Below are 21,847 nucleotides of genomic sequence, written 5' to 3' on the forward strand. Positions count from 1 at the left end.
GGTCGATTAAGCAATTTCGCCCAACATGGCGAGCGCAGTGCGAATAGTTGCCAGCCGTATGCCTTCACGCCCAAGGTCGCCATAACGCATTGCGTGAAGCAGGATTGCGCCGGATCGGCTGGCCGATGCCAGATGCACCAGCCCCACCGGCTTCTCATCGCTGCCACCGCCCGGCCCGGCGATACCGGTCACCGCAACCGAAATGGAGGCGCCGGAGCGGTAGAGGGCGCCGTGGGCCATGGCCAGCGCCGTTTGGCGCGATACGGCACCATAGGCTTCCAGCGTCAGCGATGGCACGCCCAGCATGTCCATTTTCGCCTGGTTGGAATAGGTGACGTAGCCGCGATCCACCACGGCGGATGATCCGGCGATTTCAGTCAGCAGGCCAGCGATCAGCCCGCCGGTGCAGGATTCGGCGGTGGCGATGGTCAGGCCGCGTCTGGTGAAGTCTTCAATGATGGTCCGGGCAGCCTTTTCCAGATCGTCGGGAAACAGGCTCATTGCGGCTTTCCCTGGAAAACCACAGTCGCAGTGGCAATTGCCGCAATGCCTTCGCCCCGACCGACAAAGCCGATTTTCTCGTTGGTCGTGGCTTTGACCGAGCAGCGGTCCAGCGCAATGCCGAGAATCTCCGAGAGTTTTTCGCGCATGATCTGGCGATGTGGGCCGATTTTCGGTGCTTCAGCGATCAGCGAAATATCGGCATTCATAATCGTGCCGCCCGCTTCGCGCACGATGTTTGCGGCATGTTCCAGGAAGATCCGGGACGCGGCGCCGCGCCATTGCGGATCTGACGGCGGGAAGTGGTCGCCGATATCGCCAGCCCCGCAGGTGGCCAGCAGCGCATCGGTCAGGGCATGCAAGGCGACATCGGCGTCGGAATGGCCGCTCAAGGCCTGGTCATGGGCGATGAAAATGCCGCAGAGCGTTACACCATCGCCCGGCACGAGTTGGTGGACATCATAGCCATTGCCGGTGCGCACATCGGGCAAAGCGTTATGAGAGAGGCGGGCATCAGCCATTTCAAGATCCCGTTTCACGGTCAGTTTCAAGTTGTCAGGCGAGCCTTCCACCAGGTGGACAGTCAGTCCTGCCCATTCGGCGATGGCGGCGTCATCGGTAAAATCGTCCCGCCCGGCGCTTACGGCGTTTTCATGGGCAGTCGTTATCTTGCCATAGAGGAAGCTCTGCGGTGTCTGAGCCGCAAAAAGCCCGCTGCGCGCCACAGTATCAACGACTCGCGCGTTCTCATCGCCGCGTTTGAGCGTATCGGCCACCGGGATGGCGGGCAAGACGGCATCGGCACCGTCGTCAAGCCGGGCGATAATCCGTTGCAGCATCGGCTGATCGAAAAATGGACGAACCGCGTCATGGATCAGCACATAATCCGGCTTTTGATCCCGCAAGGCTTTCAAGCCAGCCAGAACCGATTGCTGCCGGGTTTTGCCGCCGTGGGTGATGATCAGCGAGGCAGCGAGTTGTGGATAGGGGGCGAGAGCCTTGGTCAGCAAAGCCTCGTCATCGGGATGAATGACGACGATCAGCGCTGCCTGCGGGAGAAAATCTGCGAAGCCTTGCAGGCTATGGACAATCACCGGCTTGCCGCCAATCTTCCGATATTGCTTCGGTCCCTCGCTGGAGGCGCCAGCGCGCTCTCCCCGGCCTGCCGCGACCAATATCACCGCTGTTGACCTTGCCCCGTCCGCTTGAATATGCACCATGTCATTCCAGTGTTTGAAACAGATTTCCGCCTGTCTATCGGTGCGGTTAAAAGTTTTCCAGCATTTGCCCGAAAAATTGTCGGTATCGCTTGGAAAGAGCTTGGCAATGATCTTTTTTATGTCTAAAAATCGGGCAAATTAGTATCTTGCCCGAAAGTTAGACAATTGCCGCAGCCGGATCTCCAGACAGGGTTTAGCATTGCCTCGGTTGCTATTCGCAACCGCGTTGTGCTCGCGCCGATGTCCGGCGTCACCGACCTGCCGTTTCGGCAATTGGCCTTTCGCCATGGGGCAGGGCTGGTGGTGACGGAAATGGTTGCCAGTCGCGAGCTGGTGTTCAATGCGGCGGAAAGCTGGTCGCGGCTGAAAGGTGCGGGCTTGACGCCGCACATGGTGCAGTTGGCCGGGCGCGATCCGCATTGGATGGCGGAGGCCGCGAAAATTGCCGAGGCCAATGGCGCCGATATTATCGACATCAATATGGGGTGTCCCGCTAAAAAAGTCATCGGCGGCTATGCCGGATCGGCGCTGATGCGCGAGCCGGAGATTGCGCTGGCGATGATCGAGGCGACAGTCAAGGCCGTTTCAGTCCCCGTCACCGTGAAGATGCGGCTTGGCTGGGATTCCGATTCGATCAACGCGCCGGACCTGTCGCGCCGTGCGCAGGATGCCGGTGTGCAGGCGATCACAGTGCATGGCCGCACTCGCATGCAGTTTTACGAAGGCCGGGCCGATTGGGATGCGATTGCCGCCGTGCGTGAGGCGATTTCCATTCCGCTGATTGCCAATGGTGATATCGACACACTTGATGATGCGCAGGAGATCCTGCGCCGGTCTGGCGCCGATGCGCTGATGCTGGGGCGGGCCTGCCAAGGCCGTCCTTGGCATGCGGGCGTGCTGGCTGGTCATGCGCCACCAAGCGCGGATGAAATTCCGGCGATTGCCGTCGCCCATTACCGCGCCATGCTGGATCATTACGGCGCGCATGTCGGCGTTCGACATGCGCGCAAACATGTCGGCTGGTATCTGGAGCGGCATGGTGTGCAGCTTGATCCTGCCGAAAAGACTGCGCTGATGACATCGAAAGATCCCGACCATGTCGCCGACCGCCTGTTTGCGGCGTTGGCTGGTGCGGCACCAAGACCGCTTGAGGAGGCCGCATGAGCAGTGATATGAAACCCGGCGATGGCTCGGGAGCTGGCCCAGCGGCTGGAAATGTGTTGGCGATGGCCGTGCTCAACGCCATCCAGAACCCGGTGGTCATGGTCAATGGCGAGGGACATATCGTTTTTGCCAATTGGGAGGCAGAGGCGTTTTTCGGCGCCAGCGCCAGCCATCTCGCCCGTCACAAGATTTCCACCTTCATTCCGTTCGGCAGTCCGTTGCTGGAATTGATCGATCAGGTGCGGGAGCGGCGGGCACCGGTCAATGAATACCGTGTCGATCTCAGTTCCCCCCGGCTTGGCCAGGATAAGCTGGTGGATCTCTACGTTGCACCGGTCACTGTCGAGCCGGGCGCTGTTGTGGTGGTGTTTCAGGAACGCTCGATGGCCGACAAGATCGATCGCCAGCTCACCCACCGTGCCGCCGCCCGCTCCGTTACCGGTCTTGCCTCTATGCTTGCCCATGAAATCAAGAACCCGCTGTCTGGCATTCGTGGGGCTGCGCAATTGCTGGAAAGCTCCGTGCCTCCAGAAGATCGCAGCCTGACGCGGCTGATCTGCGATGAGACCGACCGGATCGTCTCGCTGGTCGACCGTATGGAGATCTTTTCCGACGAGCGTCCCGTGGACCGCACCTCGATCAATATCCATTCGGTGCTGGACCATGTGAAGGCCATCGCCCAAGCGGGCTTTGCCCGGCATTTGAAGATCACCGAGAGCTACGATCCATCGCTGCCGCCGGTGTTTGCCAACCGGGATCAACTGGTGCAGGTGTTTTTGAACCTGATCAAGAATGCTGCCGAGGCGGTCGGCGACCGGGCCGATGGCGAAATCCAGCTGACCACAGCCTATCGCCCCGGCATAAGGCTGTCGGTTGCCGGATCGCGGGAAAAGATCTCGCTGCCGCTGGAATTCTGCGTTGCCGATAATGGTCCTGGAGTGCCATCCGACCTTCTGCCGCATCTGTTTGATCCGTTCATTACCACCAAGACCAACGGATCCGGCCTGGGCCTTGCGCTGGTGGCCAAGATCATTGGCGGCCATGGCGGCATTGTCGAATGCGACAGTCAGGGCAACCGGACACTATTCCGCGTGTTGATGCCGGTTTCCAAGGAAACGGTTGATGAAGACACTCCCTTTGCGAAATCCGTGGGAAGATCAAGATGACAGCCACTATCCTTGTTGCCGATGACGATGCTGCGATCCGCACCGTTTTGAACCAGGCGCTGAGCCGCGCCGGTTACGATGTCCGCATCACGTCAAATGCTGCGACCCTGTGGCGCTGGATTTCAGCCGGCGAGGGCGATCTTGTCGTCACCGACGTGGTCATGCCGGACGAAAACGCCTTCGATCTCCTGCCGCGCATCAAGAAGGCCCGGCCAGACCTGCCCGTTTTGGTGATGAGCGCCCAGAACACCTTTATGACCGCCATCCGCGCTTCGGAAAAGGGCGCCTATGACTATCTGCCCAAGCCCTTCGACCTGACCGAACTGATCGCCATTATCGGCCGAGCCTTGGCCGAGCCGAAGAAAAAGCCGGCGCGGCTGGGCGATGACATGCAGGACGGCATGCCGCTGGTTGGCCGTTCCGCCGCCATGCAGGAAATCTATCGGGTTCTGGCCCGGCTGATGCAGACCGATCTGACGCTGATGATCACTGGCGAATCCGGCACGGGAAAGGAATTGGTCGCCAAGGCGCTGCATGATTACGGCAAACGCCGTAATGGTCCCTTCGTGGCGATCAACATGGCGGCCATTCCGCGTGACCTGATCGAATCAGAGCTGTTCGGTCACGAAAAGGGTGCGTTTACCGGCGCGCAGAACCGCTCAACCGGGCGTTTCGAGCAGGCCGAGGGCGGTACGCTGTTTTTGGATGAGATCGGCGATATGCCGATGGATGCCCAGACGAGGCTCCTGCGTGTTCTACAGCAGGGTGAATATACCACTGTTGGCGGGCGCACGCCGATCCGCACCGATGTGCGCATTGTCGCCGCCACCAACAAGGACCTGAAACAGTCGATCAATCAGGGCCTGTTTCGCGAAGACCTCTACTATCGCCTTAACGTCGTGCCGCTGCGCCTGCCGCCATTGCGTGACCGGGCCGAGGATATTGCCGATCTGGTGCGCCATTTCATCCAGCAGGGCGAGAAGGAAGGTCTGGACGCCAAGCGATTCGAGCAGGAAGCGCTCGAAGTGATGAAATCCTATGCCTGGCCCGGCAATGTTCGTGAGCTGGAGAACTTGGTGCGCCGGTTGATGGCGCTTTATCCACAGGATGTTATCACCCGCGAAATCATTGAGCAGGAACTGCGTTCCGACATTACCGACAGCCCGCTGACCAAGGGTGGTTCGGGCGGCGGTCATATGACCATTGCCCAGGCTGTCGAAGAAAATATGCGCAGCTACTTTGCTTCATTTGGCGATAACCTGCCGCCGCCCGGCCTTTACGACCGGGTTTTGACCGAAATGGAATATCCGCTGATCCTGGCGGCCTTGACCGCCACCCGTGGAAACCAGATCAAGGCCGCCGACCTTTTGGGTTTGAACCGAAATACGCTGCGCAAGAAAATCCGCGAATTGGGTGTTTCGGTTTACAGAAGCTCGCGTAGTGCTTGACATTCGCCTGACAAGCGTTGCAATTTCGCCACAATGCGTTGCTCAATAGCAACGGTGGAGAGCTTTAACGGTAAGGCTTCGTTTCGTGATCCTGCCTCTTCGGTCGTGGGATACGGTTCTTTTTGCATCCCGTATCGTCAGGGTGCAGCAGAGACTTAGTTCGCCGATAAGGCATCTCATCTTTCCGTTTGCGGAGACGAGACTGGATGAAAACGCGGCGGCCTGCGGGGCAGACCGAAGAGGAAGCAGCATTGACGCTGCTGCAGGAGCGCAAGTCCTCCTTTGCCTTGCCGGGCCTTATTCTGGCCGGGGGCGCGTTGGCCTGCGCCATGTTCACCCTGCCGGTCCTGCTTGGCCTCACCCCGATTGCGCCGACCTCGAATGTGCTGATCGGCTCTGTCGTCATCAATACGCTTTTCGTGCTTGGCCTGCTGTTCCTGATAGGTCGGGAAGTCAGCCGTCTCGTCAAGGCGCGGCGCCGGGGACGGGCGGCGGCCCGGCTGCATGTGCGCATCGTCGTGCTGTTTTCGATTGTGGCGATTACGCCAGCAATCCTGGTGGCGATTTTCGCCAGTATTACCCTCAATGTCGGCCTGGATCGGTGGTTTTCCATCCGCACCCAGAGCATCATCAATTCATCGATGAATGTGGCCCAGGCTTATATGCTGGAAAATGCCAGCTATTTGCAGGGCCAGACGATTTCCATGGCGACGGATCTGGAGCGAAACAGGCCGTTATTCTTCCTCGACCGCACCGGTTTTATCGAGTTGATGACCCGTCAGGCCAAGGGACGCGGACTGTTGGGTGCCTTTCTGGTCCGCAAGGACGGCACGCCCATCATTCAGGCGGATATTTCGACAGAAAAGCCGCTGCCCGCTATTCCCCAGGATGCGTTGGACAAGGCCGCCGCCGGCCAGCCGACGCTGATCCCACCGGGTGTCACCAATCTGGTCGGCGGGATCATCAAGATGGATTCGCTGAGCGGTGCCTATCTCTACACGATCCGTGCCGTTGATCCGAAGGTCATGCGGGCAATGCGTGAGATGGAGGACAATACCGCCGAATATAAATCGATGGAGGCGGGACGCACCACGCTGCAAATCGCCTTTGCCGTCCTCTATCTTGGCTTCGCGCTGATCGTGCTGCTGGCTGCCATCTGGACTGCGATTGCCGTTGCCGACCGCATCGTTCGGCCGATTCGGCTGTTGATTGGCGCTGCCGATAATGTCGCGTCAGGCAATATGAATGTCGTGGTGCCGGTCAGGGTTGCCGATGGCGATGTGGGCAGCCTGTCGCGCACCTTCAACAAGATGATTTCCCAGATCCGCACCCAGCGCGATGAAATTCTGGAGGCCAAGGACGAGGTCGATGACCGTCGCCGCTTCATCGAAGCGGTGCTGTCGGGCGTGACAGCAGCGGTGATCGGCGTCGAGGATGATGGTCGGATCACCATCGTCAATCCTTCGGCGGAACTGTTTCTGGCGCGCGGCGCCGAGGAATTGCTGGGCGAGAAGCTTGAAACGGTTGCCCCGGAGATCAACACGGTGTTTGCCGAAGCCGGGCTTCGCCATCGCGGTGATTTCCGCAAGCAGATTAATCTGGTGCGCAGCGGTAAAGAGCGGACCCTGTCGGTGCAGGTGACACGCGAGGAAACCCGCAACGCCACCGAATCCTATGTGATCACGCTGGATGACATCACAGATCTGGTGATTGCCCAGCGCTCCACGGCCTGGGCCGATGTGGCACGAAGGATTGCCCATGAAATCAAGAACCCGCTGACCCCGATCCAGCTCTCGGCAGAGCGATTGAAGCGCCGCTTCGGCAAGCAGATCGCCAGCGAGGACCGTCAGGTCTTTGACCAGTGCACCGATACGATAGTGCGTCAGGTCGAGGATATCGGCCGGATGGTCGATGAGTTCTCGTCCTTTGCCCGGATGCCGAAGCCGACCAAGCAGCCTGCCGATCTGCGCGACGTCTTGAAGGACGCAATCTTCCTGCGGGAAATGGGTCATAGCGATTGTGAATTCATTCGCGACGTTGGCGAGTTTCCACTCGAAGGTTCGTTCGATGCCCGCATGCTGGCCCAGGCCTTCGGCAATCTGATCAAGAATGCGGTGGAAGCAATCGAGGCTGTTCCCTCCGATGCTGAAAAACTGCCGGGCCGGGTGTGGATCAGGGCGACAACGGACGAAGGGCGTGACGGTTTCGTGGTGGATATCATTGACAATGGCAAGGGACTGCCGGTCGATAATCGCCATCGCATTCTGGAGCCCTATATGACGATGCGGGAGAAGGGCACGGGCCTCGGCCTCGCCATCGTCAAGAAAATCATTGAAGAGCATGGCGGTCAGCTTGAATTGCATGATGCGCCGGCAGAATTCGACGGTGGACGTGGCGCGATGATCCGCGTTGTGCTGCCGCGACAAGCCGGGGCAGCCTCTGCCGCCACTGAAGAACATGATAAGGAAGCAGCTTATGGCCTCTGACATCCTGGTGGTTGACGACGAGGAAGATATTCGCGAGATCGTCTCCGGCATCTTGAGCGACGAAGGGCACGAAACCCGCACGGCACATGATGCCGACAGCGCGCTTGCGGCGATTTCCGACCGGGCGCCCCGGCTGATTTTCCTCGATATCTGGATGCATGGCAGCCGGTTGGACGGGCTGGCATTGCTGGACGAAATCAAGGCCCGGCATCCTGACCTGCCGGTGGTGATGATTTCGGGGCATGGCAATGTCGAAACGGCGGTGTCGGCCATCAAGCGCGGCGCGTTCGACTTCATCGAAAAGCCGTTCAAGGCCGACCGTTTGATCCTGATTGCCGAGCGGGCGCTGGAAAATTCCAAGCTGAAACGTGAAGTGACTGAATTGAAACGGCGCACCGGCGATGCCAACGAGTTGATCGGCAGTTCGGTGGCGGTATCGCAACTGCGCCAGACCATCGAGAAGGTCGCGCCTACCAATAGCCGGATCATGATCGTCGGCCCGTCCGGCAGCGGCAAGGAACTGGTGGCGCGGATGATCCACAAGCGCTCGGCCCGCGCCGCCGGACCGTTCGTGACATTGAATGCCGCAGCCATCACCCCCGACCGCATGGAAGTGGCGCTGTTCGGGACCGAAGGTGGTCCCGGCCAGTCTCGTCGCATTGGCGCGCTGGAAGAGGCGCATCGCGGTATCCTCTATCTGGATGAAGTCGGCGAAATGCCGCGCGAGACCCAGAACAAGATCCTGCGGGTGCTGGTCGATCAGCAATTCGAGCGCGTCGGCGGTTCCAAGCGGGTCAAGGTCGATGTGCGGATCATTTCCTCCAGCGCGTATAATCTCGAAAGTCTGATTGCCGAAGGCCGGTTCCGTGAGGATCTGTTTCATCGCCTGGCGGTGGTGCCGGTGCGGGTGCCGCCGCTGGCGGAGCGGCGCGAAGATATTCCCTTCCTCGTTGATATGCTGATGCGCCATATCGCCGAACAGGCCGGTATTCGCCAGCGCAAGATCGGTGAGGACGCGATGGCGGTGTTGCAGGCCCATGACTGGCCGGGCAATATCCGCCAATTGCGCAACAATATCGAGCGGCTGTTGATCCTGACCCAGAACGATGGGGCGGATGTGCCGATCAACGCGGAAATGCTGCCGACGGATCTTGGCGAAATGCTGCCGAAAGTCTCCGGTCGCAGCGATTACCAGATCATGACCTTGCCGCTGCGCGAAGCCCGCGAAATGTTTGAACGCGATTATCTGATCGCCCAGATCAACCGCTTTGGCGGCAATATCTCCCGGACTGCGGAATTTGTTGGCATGGAGCGATCGGCGCTGCACCGGAAGTTGAAGTCGCTTGGCGTTTGATCTGGTTTGGGCGTTGGCTGGCAAGAGAATCCATTGCAATTCGACAATGAATTTGCTTGGGGTTTCCCGATTGCGGAACCACTTCCGATTTGATACCAAACAAGACTGATGGGCATTTGGGGAAGCCTGTCCAAAAAAATTAGAAAATTGCAACCGGCACCCCCGACCGGCAAGATAGAAAGAAGCGGCGCCATGGCGGAACGTTCTCAGAATTTGCAGGACCTATTTCTCAATACGGTTCGCAAGCAGAAGATTTCCCTCACTATTTTTCTGATCAACGGCGTGAAGCTGACCGGCGTCGTCACCTCGTTCGATAATTTCTGCGTGCTGTTGCGTCGCGATGGGCATTCCCAGCTCGTCTACAAGCACGCCATTTCGACCATCATGCCGGGCCAGCCCATGCAGATGTTCGAAAGCGAAGAAGCCGCATCATAAATTCGACAAGACTTCCTGCCGGAACAGAATGGGTTGATTTCCGTTGGACAGGCGGAACAATCCATTTTTGGCGTTTAACAACAGGACAACGGCTATAGCCAATCGAGACACCACATCCGATAGCATTATTCCCGAACAGGAAATGCACCGCGACGACATGCGCGCCGTGGTTCTTGTTCCGGTGTTGAAGCAGGCCCGATCCACTGAAAAGGCCTCGGCTGAGCATGGTCCGACCACGACCCGCAGCCACGAGAGCCGATTGGAAGAGGCCATGGGCCTTGCGCGCGCCATTGATCTCACAATCGTGCAGGGCTTGATCGTTGCCGTCAACCAGCCGCGTCCGGCGACCCTGATTGGCAGTGGCAAGATCGAGGAAATCAAGGCACTGCTCGATAGCCATGATGCCGGTCTGGTCATTGTCGACCATCCGCTGACGCCGGTGCAGCAGCGCAATCTGGAAAAGCAATGGAATGCCAAGGTCATCGATCGCACGGGTCTGATCCTGGAAATCTTCGGCCGCCGCGCCTCCACCAAGGAAGGCACGTTGCAGGTCGATCTCGCCCATCTGAATTACCAGAAGGGCCGTCTGGTGCGCAGCTGGACCCACTTGGAGCGTCAGCGCGGCGGTGCGGGCTTCATGGGCGGTCCGGGCGAAACCCAGATCGAGGCCGACCGGCGGATGTTGCAGGACCGCATCGTGCGGCTGGAACGCGAACTGGAGCAAGTTGTTCGCACCCGCCAATTGCACCGCGCCAAGCGTCGCAAGGTGCCACATCCGATCGTTGCGCTTGTTGGCTATACCAATGCCGGAAAATCGACGCTGTTCAACCGGATCACCGGGGCAGGCGTGTTGGCCGAGGATATGCTGTTTGCCACGCTGGACCCGACGCTGCGCCGCATGAAATTGCCACAAGGCCGCACCGTCATTCTCTCGGATACGGTTGGCTTCATCTCTGATCTGCCGACCCATCTGGTCGCAGCCTTTCGCGCTACGCTTGAAGAAGTGCTGGAAGCGGACTTGATCCTGCATGTGCGTGACATGGCCGACCCGGATAACGGTGCGCAGGCAGGCGACGTTTTGCGGATTCTCTCCGACCTTGGCATCGATGAAAAAGAGCGTGACGAACGCATCATCGAGGTCTGGAACAAGATCGATCGGCTGGAGCCGGAAGCGCATCAGGCTATCGCGGAAAAGGCAACTGGCCGGAAAAACGTGATGGCTGTTTCTGCCGTCACGGGCGAAGGGGTCGATGCCCTGATGGCCGAAATCGCAGAGCGGCTTTCTGGCGTGGTGACGGAAACCACGGTGATTTTGCCGCCAGACAAGCTCTCCCTGATCTCCTGGGTCTATGAGAACACCATGGTGGACAGCCGCGAGGACCGGGACGATGGTTCTGTTTCCCTCGATTTACGCCTGTCAGAGCAACAGGCCAGTGCGTTGGAGCGCAAGCTTGGCCTGATCCAGCCGGTTCGCAGCGAGGATTGGGACTGAATAGCGCAACTGATCTGTGGATCTATTCTCCAATCAGGCTTTTCAGATCAGCGTCCCCCGCATAGCGATCAAAGATCTTCATGGCGCGGTCGCGGATGGGTGCGGGTATGATTTTTGCCCGATACGGGAGACTTTTGTCGGCCATTATGGTGTTGGTAGCTTTCTCATCAGCCAGCGCCTGGGCAATGGCCGTGGCGTCAGCCTGATGACTACCAATGAAATCGGCAATTTTCTCGGCCAGAGGGTGCGCATCTCCGAGAATATCCTTTTCATAGGAAATCCAGAGCGGCTTCACCTGTCCACTCGCTTCGCATTTTTGCCAACTGGCGACAAATTGCGCGTACCAGACGGCTTGCGCGTCTACCAGTAGATCCAGGCGTTTCTCCAGGGGTAGATCCTGATAGCAGGCGGGCAGTCCATCGTCGAAGAAGCATTCACCCATGCTGTTCTGCAAGCCCCTTGCTTGCATCAGCGCGTCATCCGTGCAGATCAGGGAAACGAAGAAGTTGCGGATGGTAACGATGGGCTTGATGCCATAGAGCGCCATTTGTCGGGCAGCATAGGGTGTGCAAAGCACCGGATGCTCTGCCACATATCCGACACCGTCCAGCCCGTTGCGCTGCAAGGCCAGTTCGTCCAGCTCTTTTGAGCTGAGATTGGCTCCAAACAGGGAGGCCGAATAATCCGAATAGGCCATGGTGACGAGATTGGCTGAGCGCAGCCCGAGCGTCTTGCGCAGAGCATGTCCGGCAATGTCTGCCGATCCTGGTGTGCCAGCCAAAAGCAGGTTGAGATTTTTCGCCCGATGAGCTGTCAATCGCGCCTGAAGGACCGTCTCGGCAAACCGACCGAGGCAAAGTTTGAGGTTTTCTGCGGCATCGTTGTCGATGTCGGGCAAGAAGAACGGGTGAACATGCGACAGCGCCACCGTTGCCTCCTGGAGGTCCTGTGGCGCCAGTTGAGCAAGGAACTCCGTCCCCATCCAACATGCCGTCTGCACATCCGGGATACAGGAGAGAATCTGCATGAAATGGGCAATGTCTGCGGGCTGCGGTGCCTGTCCGGGTGGCTTGGTCTTGACGTGTACGTTCATGATGCGAGCTCCACAAGCGACTGGCCAGCTCCGAGGCAAGCGTTGTCGATATAATATTTATTAAAAATAATTATAAATGATAACTTGTGCGAGAATGGAGTGCTGCGATCACGTGGGCAATCGCATCCACCGATACGATTGCGCTTTTGAGAAAATCCCAAAAGTATTTAAAATCAGAATCGTCGCGTGTGGTCCGCGATTGGAATTTGGCTAGCCATCAGTTTTAACGCCGCGTTCCAACTGCTTTGCCGCCTGCCAGAGCTGCTCCATCCGCTCAAGGCTGGCGTCTTCCAGCGTTGATTTTTCGGTGGCCAATGATTTTTCGATATAGCCGAAGCGCCTTCTAAATTTCACATTCGTTCCCCGCAGGGCTTGCTCTGGATCGCTGCCGGTGTGTCGACCGATATTGACCAGAGCGAAAATCAGATCTCCCAACTCGTCCTTTATCTTGTCTGGCTGCGCTGTTTGGAGTGCTTCTCGCAGTTCGGCGATCTCCTCCTCGATCTTGTCGAGAATGGGTTCTGCCTCAGCCCAATCGAACCCGACCTTTGCAGCCTGTTCCTGAAGTTTGACGGCCTCCGTCAAGGCTGGAAACGTTCGCTGCACCGAGCCGAGATGACCGTCTTTAAACACGTCGGCTACACCACGCGCTGCGCGGCGTTCGGCTCGTTCCTGCTTTTCCTGTTTTTTAATCGCATCCCATTGCAGCTTGACGGCGTCAGGCGTATCCGCATCCGAGCGGGCGAACACATGCGGATGACGGCGGATCATCTTGGAGGTCACCGCCTCGACCACGTCGCCGAAGGAAAACAGACCGGCCTCCTCGGCAATTCGCGCATGAAACACCACTTGCAGCAAGAGATCACCCAGTTCTTCGCAGAGATCGTCCGGATCGTTGCGCTCGATGGCGTCCGCCACCTCATAGGCTTCTTCCAGCGTATAGGGCTTGATCGTCTCGAATGTCTGGACAATGTCCCAGGGGCAGCCGGTTTGCGGATCGCGAAGCGCCGCCATGATTTCGATCAGCCGGGCGATATCCTGTGAGGGCTGCATGGTTTTTCCTTATTCAAGAAGATCAGTTTAGCGGAATGTCGTTGCCGCTCTTGGCCGATTGATACTGGCCGGACAGATTGCCGTAGAGGCCACGGATCTTCTGGGCCTGGGTCAGCAGTTCCCCCCTGATTGCATCGTCTTCCACTTCAATCATGTCGTTGATGGCGAAACTGTGCCAGAAGGCGTTTTGTTTGCGATAGCCGCCGGGTTCCAGCCCGAACACTTCCTTCAGAATTTTCAGGTCATGGGGAATAGCAAAGGCATCGCGGCTATCCTCATGGCTGAAGAAATAATAGAAATTGTCGAAACCGGCCCAGGTGATTGCCGACATGCACATGGTGCAGGGTTCATGGGTGGAGAGAAAAATCAGCTCTGATGTCGGTGGGCGCTCGCCCAGTTCGTAAAAGCGCTTCAGCGTATGGACTTCGCCATGCCAGAGCGGGTTTTCCAGCTCGTTATTGGTTTCCGCCAGCACCAGCGATAGGTCCGATTTGCGCAAGATCGCCGCGCCGAAAATCTTGTTGCCGTCGGCCACGCCTTTTTCCGTCAGCGGTATGATGTCCTGCTCGATCACGTCAAGCAATCTGGCGGTGAGATTTTGATCGGTCATGATGGGCGGCGCTCCTTGAAATCCGTCTTGGTCGTTTCGGCAAAACCGGTGGACACTTTTGCAGGACAAACTCGCAGCGCATTTAGCGGCAAGCAGGGGCCAAGGGAAAGCCTTACTCTGCGTATTGATTGAAAATTGCCGGGGTGGGTTGGTTTTGCTCTTATCTTCAAATGCGTTAGGATAGAAATATCGATGCTGTCGGGAAGGCAGATTCGTGTTTCTTCATAACAGCGTTGTTTTCCCGGATAATGGCGAGATAACAAGGAATGGGTCTTTGAGCATCGAGTCTGACAAGCTGGCGGTTTTTCCGGCGTTTTTTCGCGTTTCCGGCGCGAAATTGGCTGTGTTTGGCGATGGCGACGAGGCGTTTGCCAAGGCCAGACTGATCGCCAATACATCTGCGACCATCATTGCCTTTACCCAGGATCCGGAGCCTGCTTACGCAGCCTTTCTGAAGCGTAAATCCATTGAGATCGATCCATCGCCGTTTTCTCCTGATCTGTTGACGGGGATGAAAATGGTTTTTGCCGCGACCGGTGATGGCGCGGCGGATCGGATGATTGTTGACGCGGCACGGCTGCAAAAAATACCTGCCAATGCCGTCGATCAGCCGGACTACTGCGATTTCTATACGCCAGCTCTCGTCAATCGCGCCCCGATTGCGGTGGCGATTGGCACGGAAGGCGTCGGGCCAGTGCTGGCCCAGATGATCCGCGCCGGGATCGACCGGCAATTGCCAAGGTCGCTGGGCAAGCTGGGTCGGTTGGCCAATAGCTACCGTCATGCTGTTGACCGGCTGGTGCCGCGCGGTGTGGCGCGCCGTCTGTTCTGGCGCTCTTTCTTTCAAGGCGACGTGGCGGATGCCATGGAAAGCGGCGATGTGAAGGTCGCGCGCCGCCGGGCGACAAAGCTGCTGAAGGCGGCGGCCAATACCGTGCCGGAAGGTCGGATCTTTTTGGTCGGGGCAGGGCCGGGAGCAGAAGACCTGCTGACATTGCGCGCCCACCGTTTGATGATGGAAGCCGATGCGATTGTTTACGATGCGCTTGTGCCGCAGGCCGTGGTCGATATGGGCCGGCGCGATGCGGACCGCATTCCGGTCGGCAAGCGCAAGGGCTGTCATTCCAAGTCACAGAGTGAGATCAATGATCTCCTCGTGGCACTCGGTCAGGCTGGAAAGCGCGTTGTGCGGCTGAAATCCGGTGACCCCTTGATCTTCGGTCGGGCAGGAGAGGAAATGGCGGCGCTGCGCGACGCCGGTATCGCTTATGAGATTGTTCCCGGTGTCACCTCGGCCCTGGCGGCAGCGGCCGATTTTGAATTGCCCTTGACCTTGCGAGGCGTCTCGTCCTCGCTGGTCTTTACCACCGGTCATGACCTGACCGGCGATGTGCTGCCCGATTGGGCGCGGCTGGCGCTATCAGGCGCAACCGTTGCCGTCTATATGGGGCGCACAGTGGCGGCCTCCGTGGCTGAACGGCTGATTGCCGGTGGTCTGGCGCAGGACACCACGGTTGCCGTGGTGGAAAATGCCGGGCGCGGTGACCGCAGGCTGCTGCATGGCACGCTGAGGGAATTGCCGGGTCTGGAAGCCATGACGGAATTGACCGGACCCGTGATGGTCATTATCGGCGATGCGGTGGCGGGTGCGAATTTTGAGCGGTCGATGCCGTTGGCGCAGGCGCGTCTTGCGCTGGCGAATGTCGATCAACAGCAGATGACGAGGGTTTGACAATGGCAGAGAAAGTCTTGACCGCCAACCGCTTGAGCGATGGCATCGCCGTCTGGCTCGACGCCTCCGGCCAATGGGTGGAAGACCTGCAATCGTCGCTGGTTGCCCGTCACGCCGAGGCTGTCGCGGCGCTGGAAGGCAGCGGCAAGCGGGATTTTACCAATAATCTCGTTGTTGACGTCGCCGTGGTCGATGTGGAAGAGCGGGATGGAAAGTTATGGCCGCTGCGCCTGCGTGAGCGTATCCGCGCCGCAGGCCCGACCATTCCCTATGCGGATGGGCATGGGCATGCTGATCCCGATTTTGTTGCCGTCTAAAGTTTATCAGGGAAAAGTGGGACCCGGTTTTCCCGAAAGATAAACGAAAACAAAAAAGATCTAGTGTCTGTTTGGTTCAATCTGAACCTGACCGACTCTAGAGCCTGAGGAAAGACATGTATCGTTACGATGAATTCGACCACGCCTTTGTTGCGGCCCGCGTAGACCAGTTTCGCGATCAGGTAGGTCGCCGCTTGTCTGGCGAACTGGCGGAAGATGCGTTCAAGCCGCTTCGGTTGATGAACGGCGTCTACCTGCAATTGCACGCCTATATGCTACGCGTTGCCATTCCCTATGGTACGCTGAATGCCGTGCAGATGCGAATGCTGGCCCATGTGGCGCGCAAATATGACCGTGGCTACGGCCATTTTACCACGCGGCAGAATATCCAGTATAACTGGCCGAAACTGTCGGATACGCCCGATATTCTGCAAGAACTGGCCAGCGTCGAGATGCACGCCATCCAGACCTCCGGCAACTGTATCCGCAATGTCACCGCCGACCATTTTGCCGGTGCAGCCCAGGACGAATTTGCCGATCCGCGCCCTTACGCTGAAATTCTGCGGCAATGGTCTTCGGTCCACCCGGAGTTTTCCTTCCTGCCGCGCAAGTTCAAGATTGCCGTGACTGGGGCTGAGCGCGACCGCGCCGCCATCCAGGTGCATGATATCGGCTTGCACGTGAAGAAGGATGAGAGCGGAAATCTTGGCTTTGCCGTCTATGTCGGTGGCGGTCAGGGCAGAACGCCGATGATTGCCAAGAAGATCAAGGATTTCCTGCCCGAAGAGGATATGCTGTCCTATATCACCGCCATTGTCCGGGTGTATAATCTGCATGGCCGCCGCGACAATAAATACAAGGCGCGGATCAAGATCCTCGTGCATGAAACCGGCACGGAAGAACTGACCCGCCAGATCGATGCGGAATTTGCAAATCTGAAGGACAGTGTGCTGAAACTGCCCGATGCCGATATTCGCGCCATCGAGAGTTATTTCGCCCTGCCTGATCTGGTTGAACGCCCGGAAGGCTGGGAAGTTCTGGCCAAAGCCAAGAAGGCGGATGACGGTTTTGCTACCTGGCTTGGGCAGAATGTGCAGCCGCATAAGCATCCCGATTACGGCATGGTGACGATTTCGCTGAAGCCTATCGGCGGCATCCCCGGCGATGCCAGCGATGCTCAGATGGATCTGGTGGCGGATCTGGCGGAGCGTTTTGGTTTTGACGAAATCCGCGTCAGCCATGAGCAGAACCTGATCCTGCCGCATGTGGCGATGGCCGATCTGCCAGCGCTGTATCAGGCGCTGTCCAGTGCTAATCTTGGCACGGCCAATGCAGGCCTGATTACCGATATTATTGCCTGTCCCGGGCTGGACTATTGCGCGCTGGCCAACGCCCGCGCCATTCCGGTGGCGCAGGCGATTTCCACGCGCTTCGGCTCCCAGGCCCGTCAGGCGGAAATCGGTGAGCTGAAAATCAAGATTTCCGGCTGCATCAATGCCTGCGGCCATCACCATGTCGGGCATATTGGTCTGCTGGGTGTGGAAAAGAAGGGCGCGGAGCTTTACCAGATCACGCTTGGCGGATCGGGGGATGAAAACTCGTCCATCGGCGAAATCATCGGTCGCGGTTTCGAGCCGGAAAAGGTGACGGATGCGGTGGAGACCGTGGTTGAAACCTATCTGGCGCTGCGGCTTGATCCGAAGGAAACCTTCCTTGAGGCTTATCGCCGTGTCGGGCCAAAGCCCTTCAAGGAAGCCCTGTATGGCGGCGCATCCGCCGAAGCCGCCTGAGGAGCGCGATCATGACCCGTATCTGGACCGAAACCGGTTTCGCCGCACAGGACATCTGGCTGGAGGAGACCGAAGAGGTGAAAGCGGCTGAGGGCCAGAAGGCGCTTCTGCCGCTGGATGCCTTTATCGCTGCGGCCGAAGACAGCAATGCCGTCGATCTCGGCGTGGTCATCGCGCCAGCCGATGACGTGACGAAGTTGAAACCCTATCTCGACCGCATCGCCATCATTGCCGTGAAGTTTCCAGCCTATAACGATGGCCGAGGCTTCAGCCATGCCTCGCTGCTGCGCGACAGGCTTGGTTATCAGGGCGAATTGCGGGCGGTGGGCGACGTGCTGATCGATCAGGTGCCGTTGATGCTGCGCACCGGCTTTGACAGCTTTGCCGTGGCCAATGCGGTGGCGCTGAAACGGCTGGAAGAGGGGCGTCTGCCGGGGATTGCTAATCACTATCAGCCAACCGCCCGGCCAGCGGACGAGGTTGGTGGTTATAGCTGGCGCCGCCGGTCTGCGTCTTGAGGAGCGGACTATCACCCATGGCAGAGCCTGATCGATGGCCTCACTGTCTGTTGCACGTTTTCCCGATTGCGGAAGGCGTGCGACACTGCGGTTTATGATCGCATCTGCGCATGGCCACTGGTCAGGCGCAGGATTTTACAGTAACAGGCCGAAAAGGCGGATAATGCATGCCCGAATATGCCCTATGCGAGGCAGTTCGGCGTGAGATTTGAAGGATCCGAACGCTGATGAATGCTCCTGCAAAGACCGACAATGCCGAACTGATCGTGCCGGAAGGCGTCTATGCCGAAACGGTGCTGAGCGTGACGCATTATACCGACCACCTGTTCCGCTTTCGGATGACCCGGCCCGCCGGTTTTCGCTTCCGGTCGGGCGAGTTCGCGATGATTGGCCTGATGGTGGAGGGTAAGCCGCTCTATCGCGCCTATTCCATCGCCAGCCCGTCCTGGGACGAGGAACTGGAATTCTTCTCCATCAAGGTGCCGAACGGCCCGCTGACCCAGCATTTGCAGCGGATTCAGCCGGGCGACCGGGTGTTGATGCGCAAGAAGCCGACCGGAACCCTGGTTCTGGACGCGCTGACGCCCGGCAAGCGGCTTTATATGTTTTCGACCGGCACCGGCATTGCACCGTTCGCCAGCCTGATCCGCGACCCGGAAACCTATGAGAAATTTGAGGAAGTCATCCTCACCCATACCTGCCGCGATGTCGCCGAGCTGAAATATGGGTTCGACCTGATTTCCGAAATCAAGGCCGATGAGATGCTGAGCGAAATCGTCGGCGACAAGCTGAAGCATTATGCCACCGCTACCCGTGAAGACTATCCCTTCATGGGCCGGATCACCGACCTGATCGAAAACGGCAAGCTGTTTGCCGACCTCGGCGTCCCGGCGCTGGACCCAGCCATTGACCGTGGAATGATCTGCGGCTCGACGGCCATGTTGAAGGACACCAAGGCGCTGCTGGAAAAGGCGGGGCTGACCGAAGGCGCCAACAACAAGCCAGCCGAATTCGTCATCGAGCGGGCGTTCGTCGGCTGATTTTCGGTGCTGTATCGTTGATACCGAGTTTCGTGCGACAGTGTTGCTGCCGCACGAACGGATCACGGGTGGCTGCGTCTAGAGCATTGTGCGTTTCACCAAGCGTATAGACTGCATAATTTTCCGGTTCGTCCTTGGGAGAGATATGATGTCCGCAGAGAAAGTTGCTGTTGTTACGGCTGGTGGAAGCGGCATGGGAGCCGAATGCGCCAGACGTCTTGCCGCTGATGGCTACAAGGTCGCCATCCTGTCCTCTTCCGGCAAGGGAGAGGCACTGGCAACGGAGCTTGGCGGTATTGGCGTAACCGGGTCCAATCAATCCAATGACGATCTGGTGCGTCTGATCGATACTACCATGGACACCTGTGGTCGGATCGATGTGCTGGTCAACAGCGCCGGTCACGGCCCGCGCGCTCAGATCATCGAGATCACCGACGAGCAATGGCATATGGGCATGGACGTTTATCTGATGAACGTCGTTCGTCCTGTCCGTCTCGTGACGCCGATCATGCAGGCGCAAAAATCGGGCGCGATCATCAATATTTCCACCGCCTGGGCGTTTGAACCCTCGTCGATGTTCCCAACCTCGGCGGTATTTCGCGCCGGTCTTGCCGCCTATACGAAGATTTTTGCGGATACCTATGCCGCTGACAATATTCGCATGAACAATGTTCTGCCGGGCTGGATTGACAGCCTGCCCGCGACCGAAGAGCGCCAGGATGCTGTTCCGATGAAGCGATATGGCACAAGTGCTGAGATTGCCGCGACCGTCGCCTTCCTGGCATCCGAAGGTGCGGGCTATATCACCGGCCAAAATCTCAAAGTGGATGGTGGACTGACCCGGTCGGTATAACCGCGGGAGGCGCAAGACGTGCTCCCTGATGATGGGTAGGGTTGTCGATTTGAAGGCTTGCGATTAACTCTTCATTAACCATAACGCGAACTATTCCCCCTAACGCCTTAACCATAATCGCATTTTCGCCATTTTATCCCCATTTCTATTGTGGCACAGTCCTGTGTCACTTCGGGGGACTAAAATTTGACATTTATTCTTTGCAATGGCCGTCTTGCGGTCCTGATTGGTGTGTCGGTGCGATGACGGTAAAAATGGTTTTGCAGCGGCGTTCAGTTTCCGGATGTTTTCGGATGGCATGGGTTGTTCTGGCGGGCGTGGCGGTGACGTCCTGTGGCGCCAACCATGATGTCAGCAAGGTCAGCACGACCAAGAAACGCAGCAAGGAATATTTTGCCGAATCCGCCTATGGCGTGAAGGCCAGCCCGCGTGTGGTGGAAAACGGTCCCGTGCCGAAAGGCGGCGGTCGCCGTCTGGTCGGGAACCCCTACGTGGTCGCTGGCAAGGTCTATAAGCCGCGCGAAAACCCCAATTACGAAGCCTCCGGGCTTGCTTCCTGGTATGGCTCCGCTTTCCATGGTCGCTACACCGCCAATGGCGAAGTCTATGACCAATATGGCATTTCCGCCGCCCACCCGACCATGCCGCTGCCCAGCTATGCTCGCGTTACCAATCTCGATACCGGCAGTTCGGTTATTGTCCGCGTCAACGACCGTGGCCCGTTTCACGCCAATCGCCTGATCGACCTTTCCGACAAGGCGGCAGAACTCCTTGACGTCAAGGGCCATGGCACGGCCCATGTGAAGGTCAAATATGTCGGTCCTGCCGACATGACCGGCCATGACATGCCCTATCTGATGGCGTCTTATGTCCGCAAGGGCCAGCGCGTTCCCGGCGTCGATCCCTTCGGTGGAGGCCAGATCGCCAGTGGCGTGATGGTGGCGTCGAATGCGCCGCAGCAGAATTTCTTCGGTCGTTTCGCAGGCCCGGCCAGTGCCTCTGCACCGCAGCCCAAAACTGCAAAACCGGTTATTGCGTCGGCATCAGCCACGGCTTACGGCAGCAACTCCTATCCGTCTTCCGCCAGTGCCAATGCACCGCGCCCGGTCCAGCATCAGCCGGTCGCCGTATCGCGGCCAGAACCGACCCGCATTGAGCCGACCCGTGAATGGCAGGCTCCGGCCATTGCCTCCGCTGAGCCGATGCCGCAGCCGCGCAATGCTGCCAGCACCGGCGTTGCTCGCCGGGAGATGGCGCCTGTGGCCGCACCGCAGCCGGTTCGGGCTACCGCAACCCGTCAAAAGCCCGTGGCTGCACCGTCCAATGGCGGCCTGCCGCCCGGCTGGCATGTTGGCCCGGCTCCGGTAACAGCCAATGCCTATTCCAATCCCAATGAAGGTTGATCCCAACTGGCGCTGGTGAGGCTTGTTCGAGCCTTGCTCTAGCCGCTTTCAAGGGTAGACGCCTTCCTCCATAAAACCTATCCATTATAGATGCCGGTCGCGATTCTCGCCGTCCAGCATATTATTGTTGGTGAAGGATGGCGATGCATATCGGCTTGCCGGTCACAAAGCG

General features: G+C 58.4%; 19 protein-coding genes. 14 read left to right on the forward strand and 5 right to left on the reverse strand.

The features are described 5' to 3' along the window. Positions 1-6 precede the first annotated feature (6 nt). Together FS819_RS06725 and FS819_RS06730 are read right to left on the reverse strand one after the other, a co-directional pair. Positions 7-501 carry a CinA family protein gene (locus FS819_RS06725; RefSeq protein ID WP_156547813.1) on the reverse strand — a complete coding sequence of 165 codons (495 nt, stop codon included), beginning with the start codon at positions 499-501 and terminating at the stop codon, positions 7-9. After that, positions 498-1,721 carry a bifunctional 2-C-methyl-D-erythritol 4-phosphate cytidylyltransferase/2-C-methyl-D-erythritol 2,4-cyclodiphosphate synthase gene (locus FS819_RS06730; protein ID WP_156547812.1) on the reverse strand — a complete coding sequence of 408 codons (1,224 nt, stop codon included), beginning with the start codon at positions 1,719-1,721 and terminating at the stop codon, positions 498-500. The genes FS819_RS06725 and FS819_RS06730 overlap by 4 nt, the downstream gene beginning before the upstream one ends. Positions 1,722-1,886: 165 nt before the next feature. Here FS819_RS06730 and dusB point away from each other — a divergent pair, with 165 nt between their 5' ends. The 7 genes from dusB (at position 1,887) to hflX (ending at position 11,266) form a co-directional block, all read left to right on the forward strand. Beyond that, complete coding sequence (gene dusB, locus FS819_RS06735) at positions 1,887-2,885, forward strand: tRNA dihydrouridine synthase DusB (protein ID WP_156547811.1); 999 nt, start codon at positions 1,887-1,889, stop codon at positions 2,883-2,885. Continuing rightward, positions 2,882-4,051 (forward strand): two-component system sensor histidine kinase NtrB, encoded by a 1,170-nt coding sequence (locus FS819_RS06740; protein ID WP_197434061.1) that lies wholly within the window; start codon positions 2,882-2,884, stop codon positions 4,049-4,051. The genes dusB and FS819_RS06740 overlap by 4 nt, the downstream gene beginning before the upstream one ends. Continuing rightward, complete coding sequence (gene ntrC, locus FS819_RS06745) at positions 4,048-5,499, forward strand: nitrogen regulation protein NR(I) (RefSeq protein ID WP_015915943.1); 1,452 nt, start codon at positions 4,048-4,050, stop codon at positions 5,497-5,499. Before FS819_RS06740 ends, ntrC begins: the two co-directional genes overlap by 4 nt. A 206-nt stretch (positions 5,500-5,705) precedes the next feature. Next, entirely contained in the window at positions 5,706-7,985 is a 2,280-nt protein-coding gene (locus FS819_RS06750) for a sensor histidine kinase NtrY-like (RefSeq protein ID WP_156547810.1), read from the forward strand. Further along, entirely contained in the window at positions 7,975-9,339 is a 1,365-nt protein-coding gene (gene ntrX, locus FS819_RS06755) for a nitrogen assimilation response regulator NtrX (protein WP_070164636.1), read from the forward strand. Before FS819_RS06750 ends, ntrX begins: the two co-directional genes overlap by 11 nt. A gap of 192 nt (positions 9,340-9,531) precedes the next feature. Further along, positions 9,532-9,774, forward strand: a complete 243-nt coding sequence (hfq, locus tag FS819_RS06760; RefSeq protein WP_003539403.1) for an RNA chaperone Hfq — start codon at positions 9,532-9,534, stop codon at positions 9,772-9,774. Positions 9,775-9,916: 142 nt separating this feature from the next. Further along, positions 9,917-11,266 (forward strand): GTPase HflX, encoded by a 1,350-nt coding sequence (gene hflX, locus FS819_RS06765; protein WP_156547921.1) that lies wholly within the window; start codon positions 9,917-9,919, stop codon positions 11,264-11,266. Between the two features lie 22 nt (positions 11,267-11,288). Here hflX and FS819_RS06770 read toward each other — a convergent pair whose 3' ends face one another. The 3 genes from FS819_RS06770 to FS819_RS06780 all read right to left on the reverse strand — a co-directional run bounded on the left by FS819_RS06770 (position 11,289) and on the right by FS819_RS06780 (position 14,022). Next, positions 11,289-12,359 (reverse strand): hypothetical protein, encoded by a 1,071-nt coding sequence (locus FS819_RS06770; protein WP_156547809.1) that lies wholly within the window; start codon positions 12,357-12,359, stop codon positions 11,289-11,291. A gap of 210 nt (positions 12,360-12,569) precedes the next feature. Beyond that, positions 12,570-13,412, reverse strand: a complete 843-nt coding sequence (mazG, locus tag FS819_RS06775) for a nucleoside triphosphate pyrophosphohydrolase (protein WP_156547808.1) — start codon at positions 13,410-13,412, stop codon at positions 12,570-12,572. Positions 13,413-13,434: 22 nt separating this feature from the next. Further along, complete coding sequence (locus FS819_RS06780) at positions 13,435-14,022, reverse strand: deaminase (RefSeq protein WP_156547807.1); 588 nt, start codon at positions 14,020-14,022, stop codon at positions 13,435-13,437. Between the two features lie 274 nt (positions 14,023-14,296). Here FS819_RS06780 and cysG point away from each other — a divergent pair, with 274 nt between their 5' ends. From cysG to FS819_RS06815, 7 genes are all read left to right on the forward strand, one after another. Continuing rightward, positions 14,297-15,754, forward strand: a complete 1,458-nt coding sequence (gene cysG, locus FS819_RS06785; protein ID WP_156547806.1) for a siroheme synthase CysG — start codon at positions 14,297-14,299, stop codon at positions 15,752-15,754. Between the two features lie 2 nt (positions 15,755-15,756). Next, entirely contained in the window at positions 15,757-16,071 is a 315-nt protein-coding gene (locus FS819_RS06790; RefSeq protein ID WP_156547805.1) for a DUF2849 domain-containing protein, read from the forward strand. A 116-nt stretch (positions 16,072-16,187) separates the two neighbouring features. Continuing rightward, the gene (locus FS819_RS06795) at positions 16,188-17,861 is read left to right on the forward strand and encodes a nitrite/sulfite reductase (protein WP_156547804.1); all 1,674 of its coding nucleotides are present in this window, start codon (positions 16,188-16,190) and stop codon (positions 17,859-17,861) included. 11 nt (positions 17,862-17,872) lie between these two features. Then, entirely contained in the window at positions 17,873-18,379 is a 507-nt protein-coding gene (locus FS819_RS06800; protein WP_156547803.1) for a DUF934 domain-containing protein, read from the forward strand. A gap of 227 nt (positions 18,380-18,606) precedes the next feature. After that, positions 18,607-19,419, forward strand: a complete 813-nt coding sequence (locus tag FS819_RS06805; protein ID WP_156547802.1) for a ferredoxin--NADP reductase — start codon at positions 18,607-18,609, stop codon at positions 19,417-19,419. A gap of 148 nt (positions 19,420-19,567) precedes the next feature. Further along, entirely contained in the window at positions 19,568-20,272 is a 705-nt protein-coding gene (locus FS819_RS06810) for an SDR family oxidoreductase (RefSeq protein ID WP_156547801.1), read from the forward strand. 293 nt (positions 20,273-20,565) lie between these two features. Beyond that, positions 20,566-21,675, forward strand: coding sequence for a septal ring lytic transglycosylase RlpA family protein (locus tag FS819_RS06815; RefSeq protein WP_156547800.1), 1,110 nt, complete (start codon positions 20,566-20,568; stop codon positions 21,673-21,675). The last annotated feature ends 172 nt before the right edge of the window (positions 21,676-21,847 follow it).

This window comes from Allorhizobium sp. Av2 (assembly GCF_021462805.2).
Classification (GTDB): Bacteria; Pseudomonadota; Alphaproteobacteria; order Rhizobiales; family Rhizobiaceae; genus Allorhizobium; species Allorhizobium vitis_G.

Coding starts and splice junctions, on each gene's coding strand:
- FS819_RS06800 (WP_156547803.1), top strand. CDS start 17,873: ATGACCCGTATCTGGACCGAAACCGGTTTCGCCGCACAGGACATCTGG.
- FS819_RS06750 (WP_156547810.1), top strand. CDS start 5,706: ATGAAAACGCGGCGGCCTGCGGGGCAGACCGAAGAGGAAGCAGCATTG.
- FS819_RS06815 (WP_156547800.1), top strand. CDS start 20,566: ATGGCATGGGTTGTTCTGGCGGGCGTGGCGGTGACGTCCTGTGGCGCC.
- FS819_RS06795 (WP_156547804.1), top strand. CDS start 16,188: ATGTATCGTTACGATGAATTCGACCACGCCTTTGTTGCGGCCCGCGTA.
- mazG (WP_156547808.1), bottom strand. CDS start 13,412: ATGCAGCCCTCACAGGATATCGCCCGGCTGATCGAAATCATGGCGGCG.
- ntrX (WP_070164636.1), top strand. CDS start 7,975: ATGGCCTCTGACATCCTGGTGGTTGACGACGAGGAAGATATTCGCGAG.
- FS819_RS06805 (WP_156547802.1), top strand. CDS start 18,607: ATGAATGCTCCTGCAAAGACCGACAATGCCGAACTGATCGTGCCGGAA.
- ntrC (WP_015915943.1), top strand. CDS start 4,048: ATGACAGCCACTATCCTTGTTGCCGATGACGATGCTGCGATCCGCACC.
- FS819_RS06810 (WP_156547801.1), top strand. CDS start 19,568: ATGTCCGCAGAGAAAGTTGCTGTTGTTACGGCTGGTGGAAGCGGCATG.
- FS819_RS06740 (WP_197434061.1), top strand. CDS start 2,882: ATGAGCAGTGATATGAAACCCGGCGATGGCTCGGGAGCTGGCCCAGCG.
- FS819_RS06730 (WP_156547812.1), bottom strand. CDS start 1,721: ATGGTGCATATTCAAGCGGACGGGGCAAGGTCAACAGCGGTGATATTG.
- FS819_RS06770 (WP_156547809.1), bottom strand. CDS start 12,359: ATGAACGTACACGTCAAGACCAAGCCACCCGGACAGGCACCGCAGCCC.
- hfq (WP_003539403.1), top strand. CDS start 9,532: ATGGCGGAACGTTCTCAGAATTTGCAGGACCTATTTCTCAATACGGTT.
- FS819_RS06725 (WP_156547813.1), bottom strand. CDS start 501: ATGAGCCTGTTTCCCGACGATCTGGAAAAGGCTGCCCGGACCATCATT.
- FS819_RS06790 (WP_156547805.1), top strand. CDS start 15,757: ATGGCAGAGAAAGTCTTGACCGCCAACCGCTTGAGCGATGGCATCGCC.
- hflX (WP_156547921.1), top strand. CDS start 9,917: ATGCACCGCGACGACATGCGCGCCGTGGTTCTTGTTCCGGTGTTGAAG.
- FS819_RS06780 (WP_156547807.1), bottom strand. CDS start 14,022: ATGACCGATCAAAATCTCACCGCCAGATTGCTTGACGTGATCGAGCAG.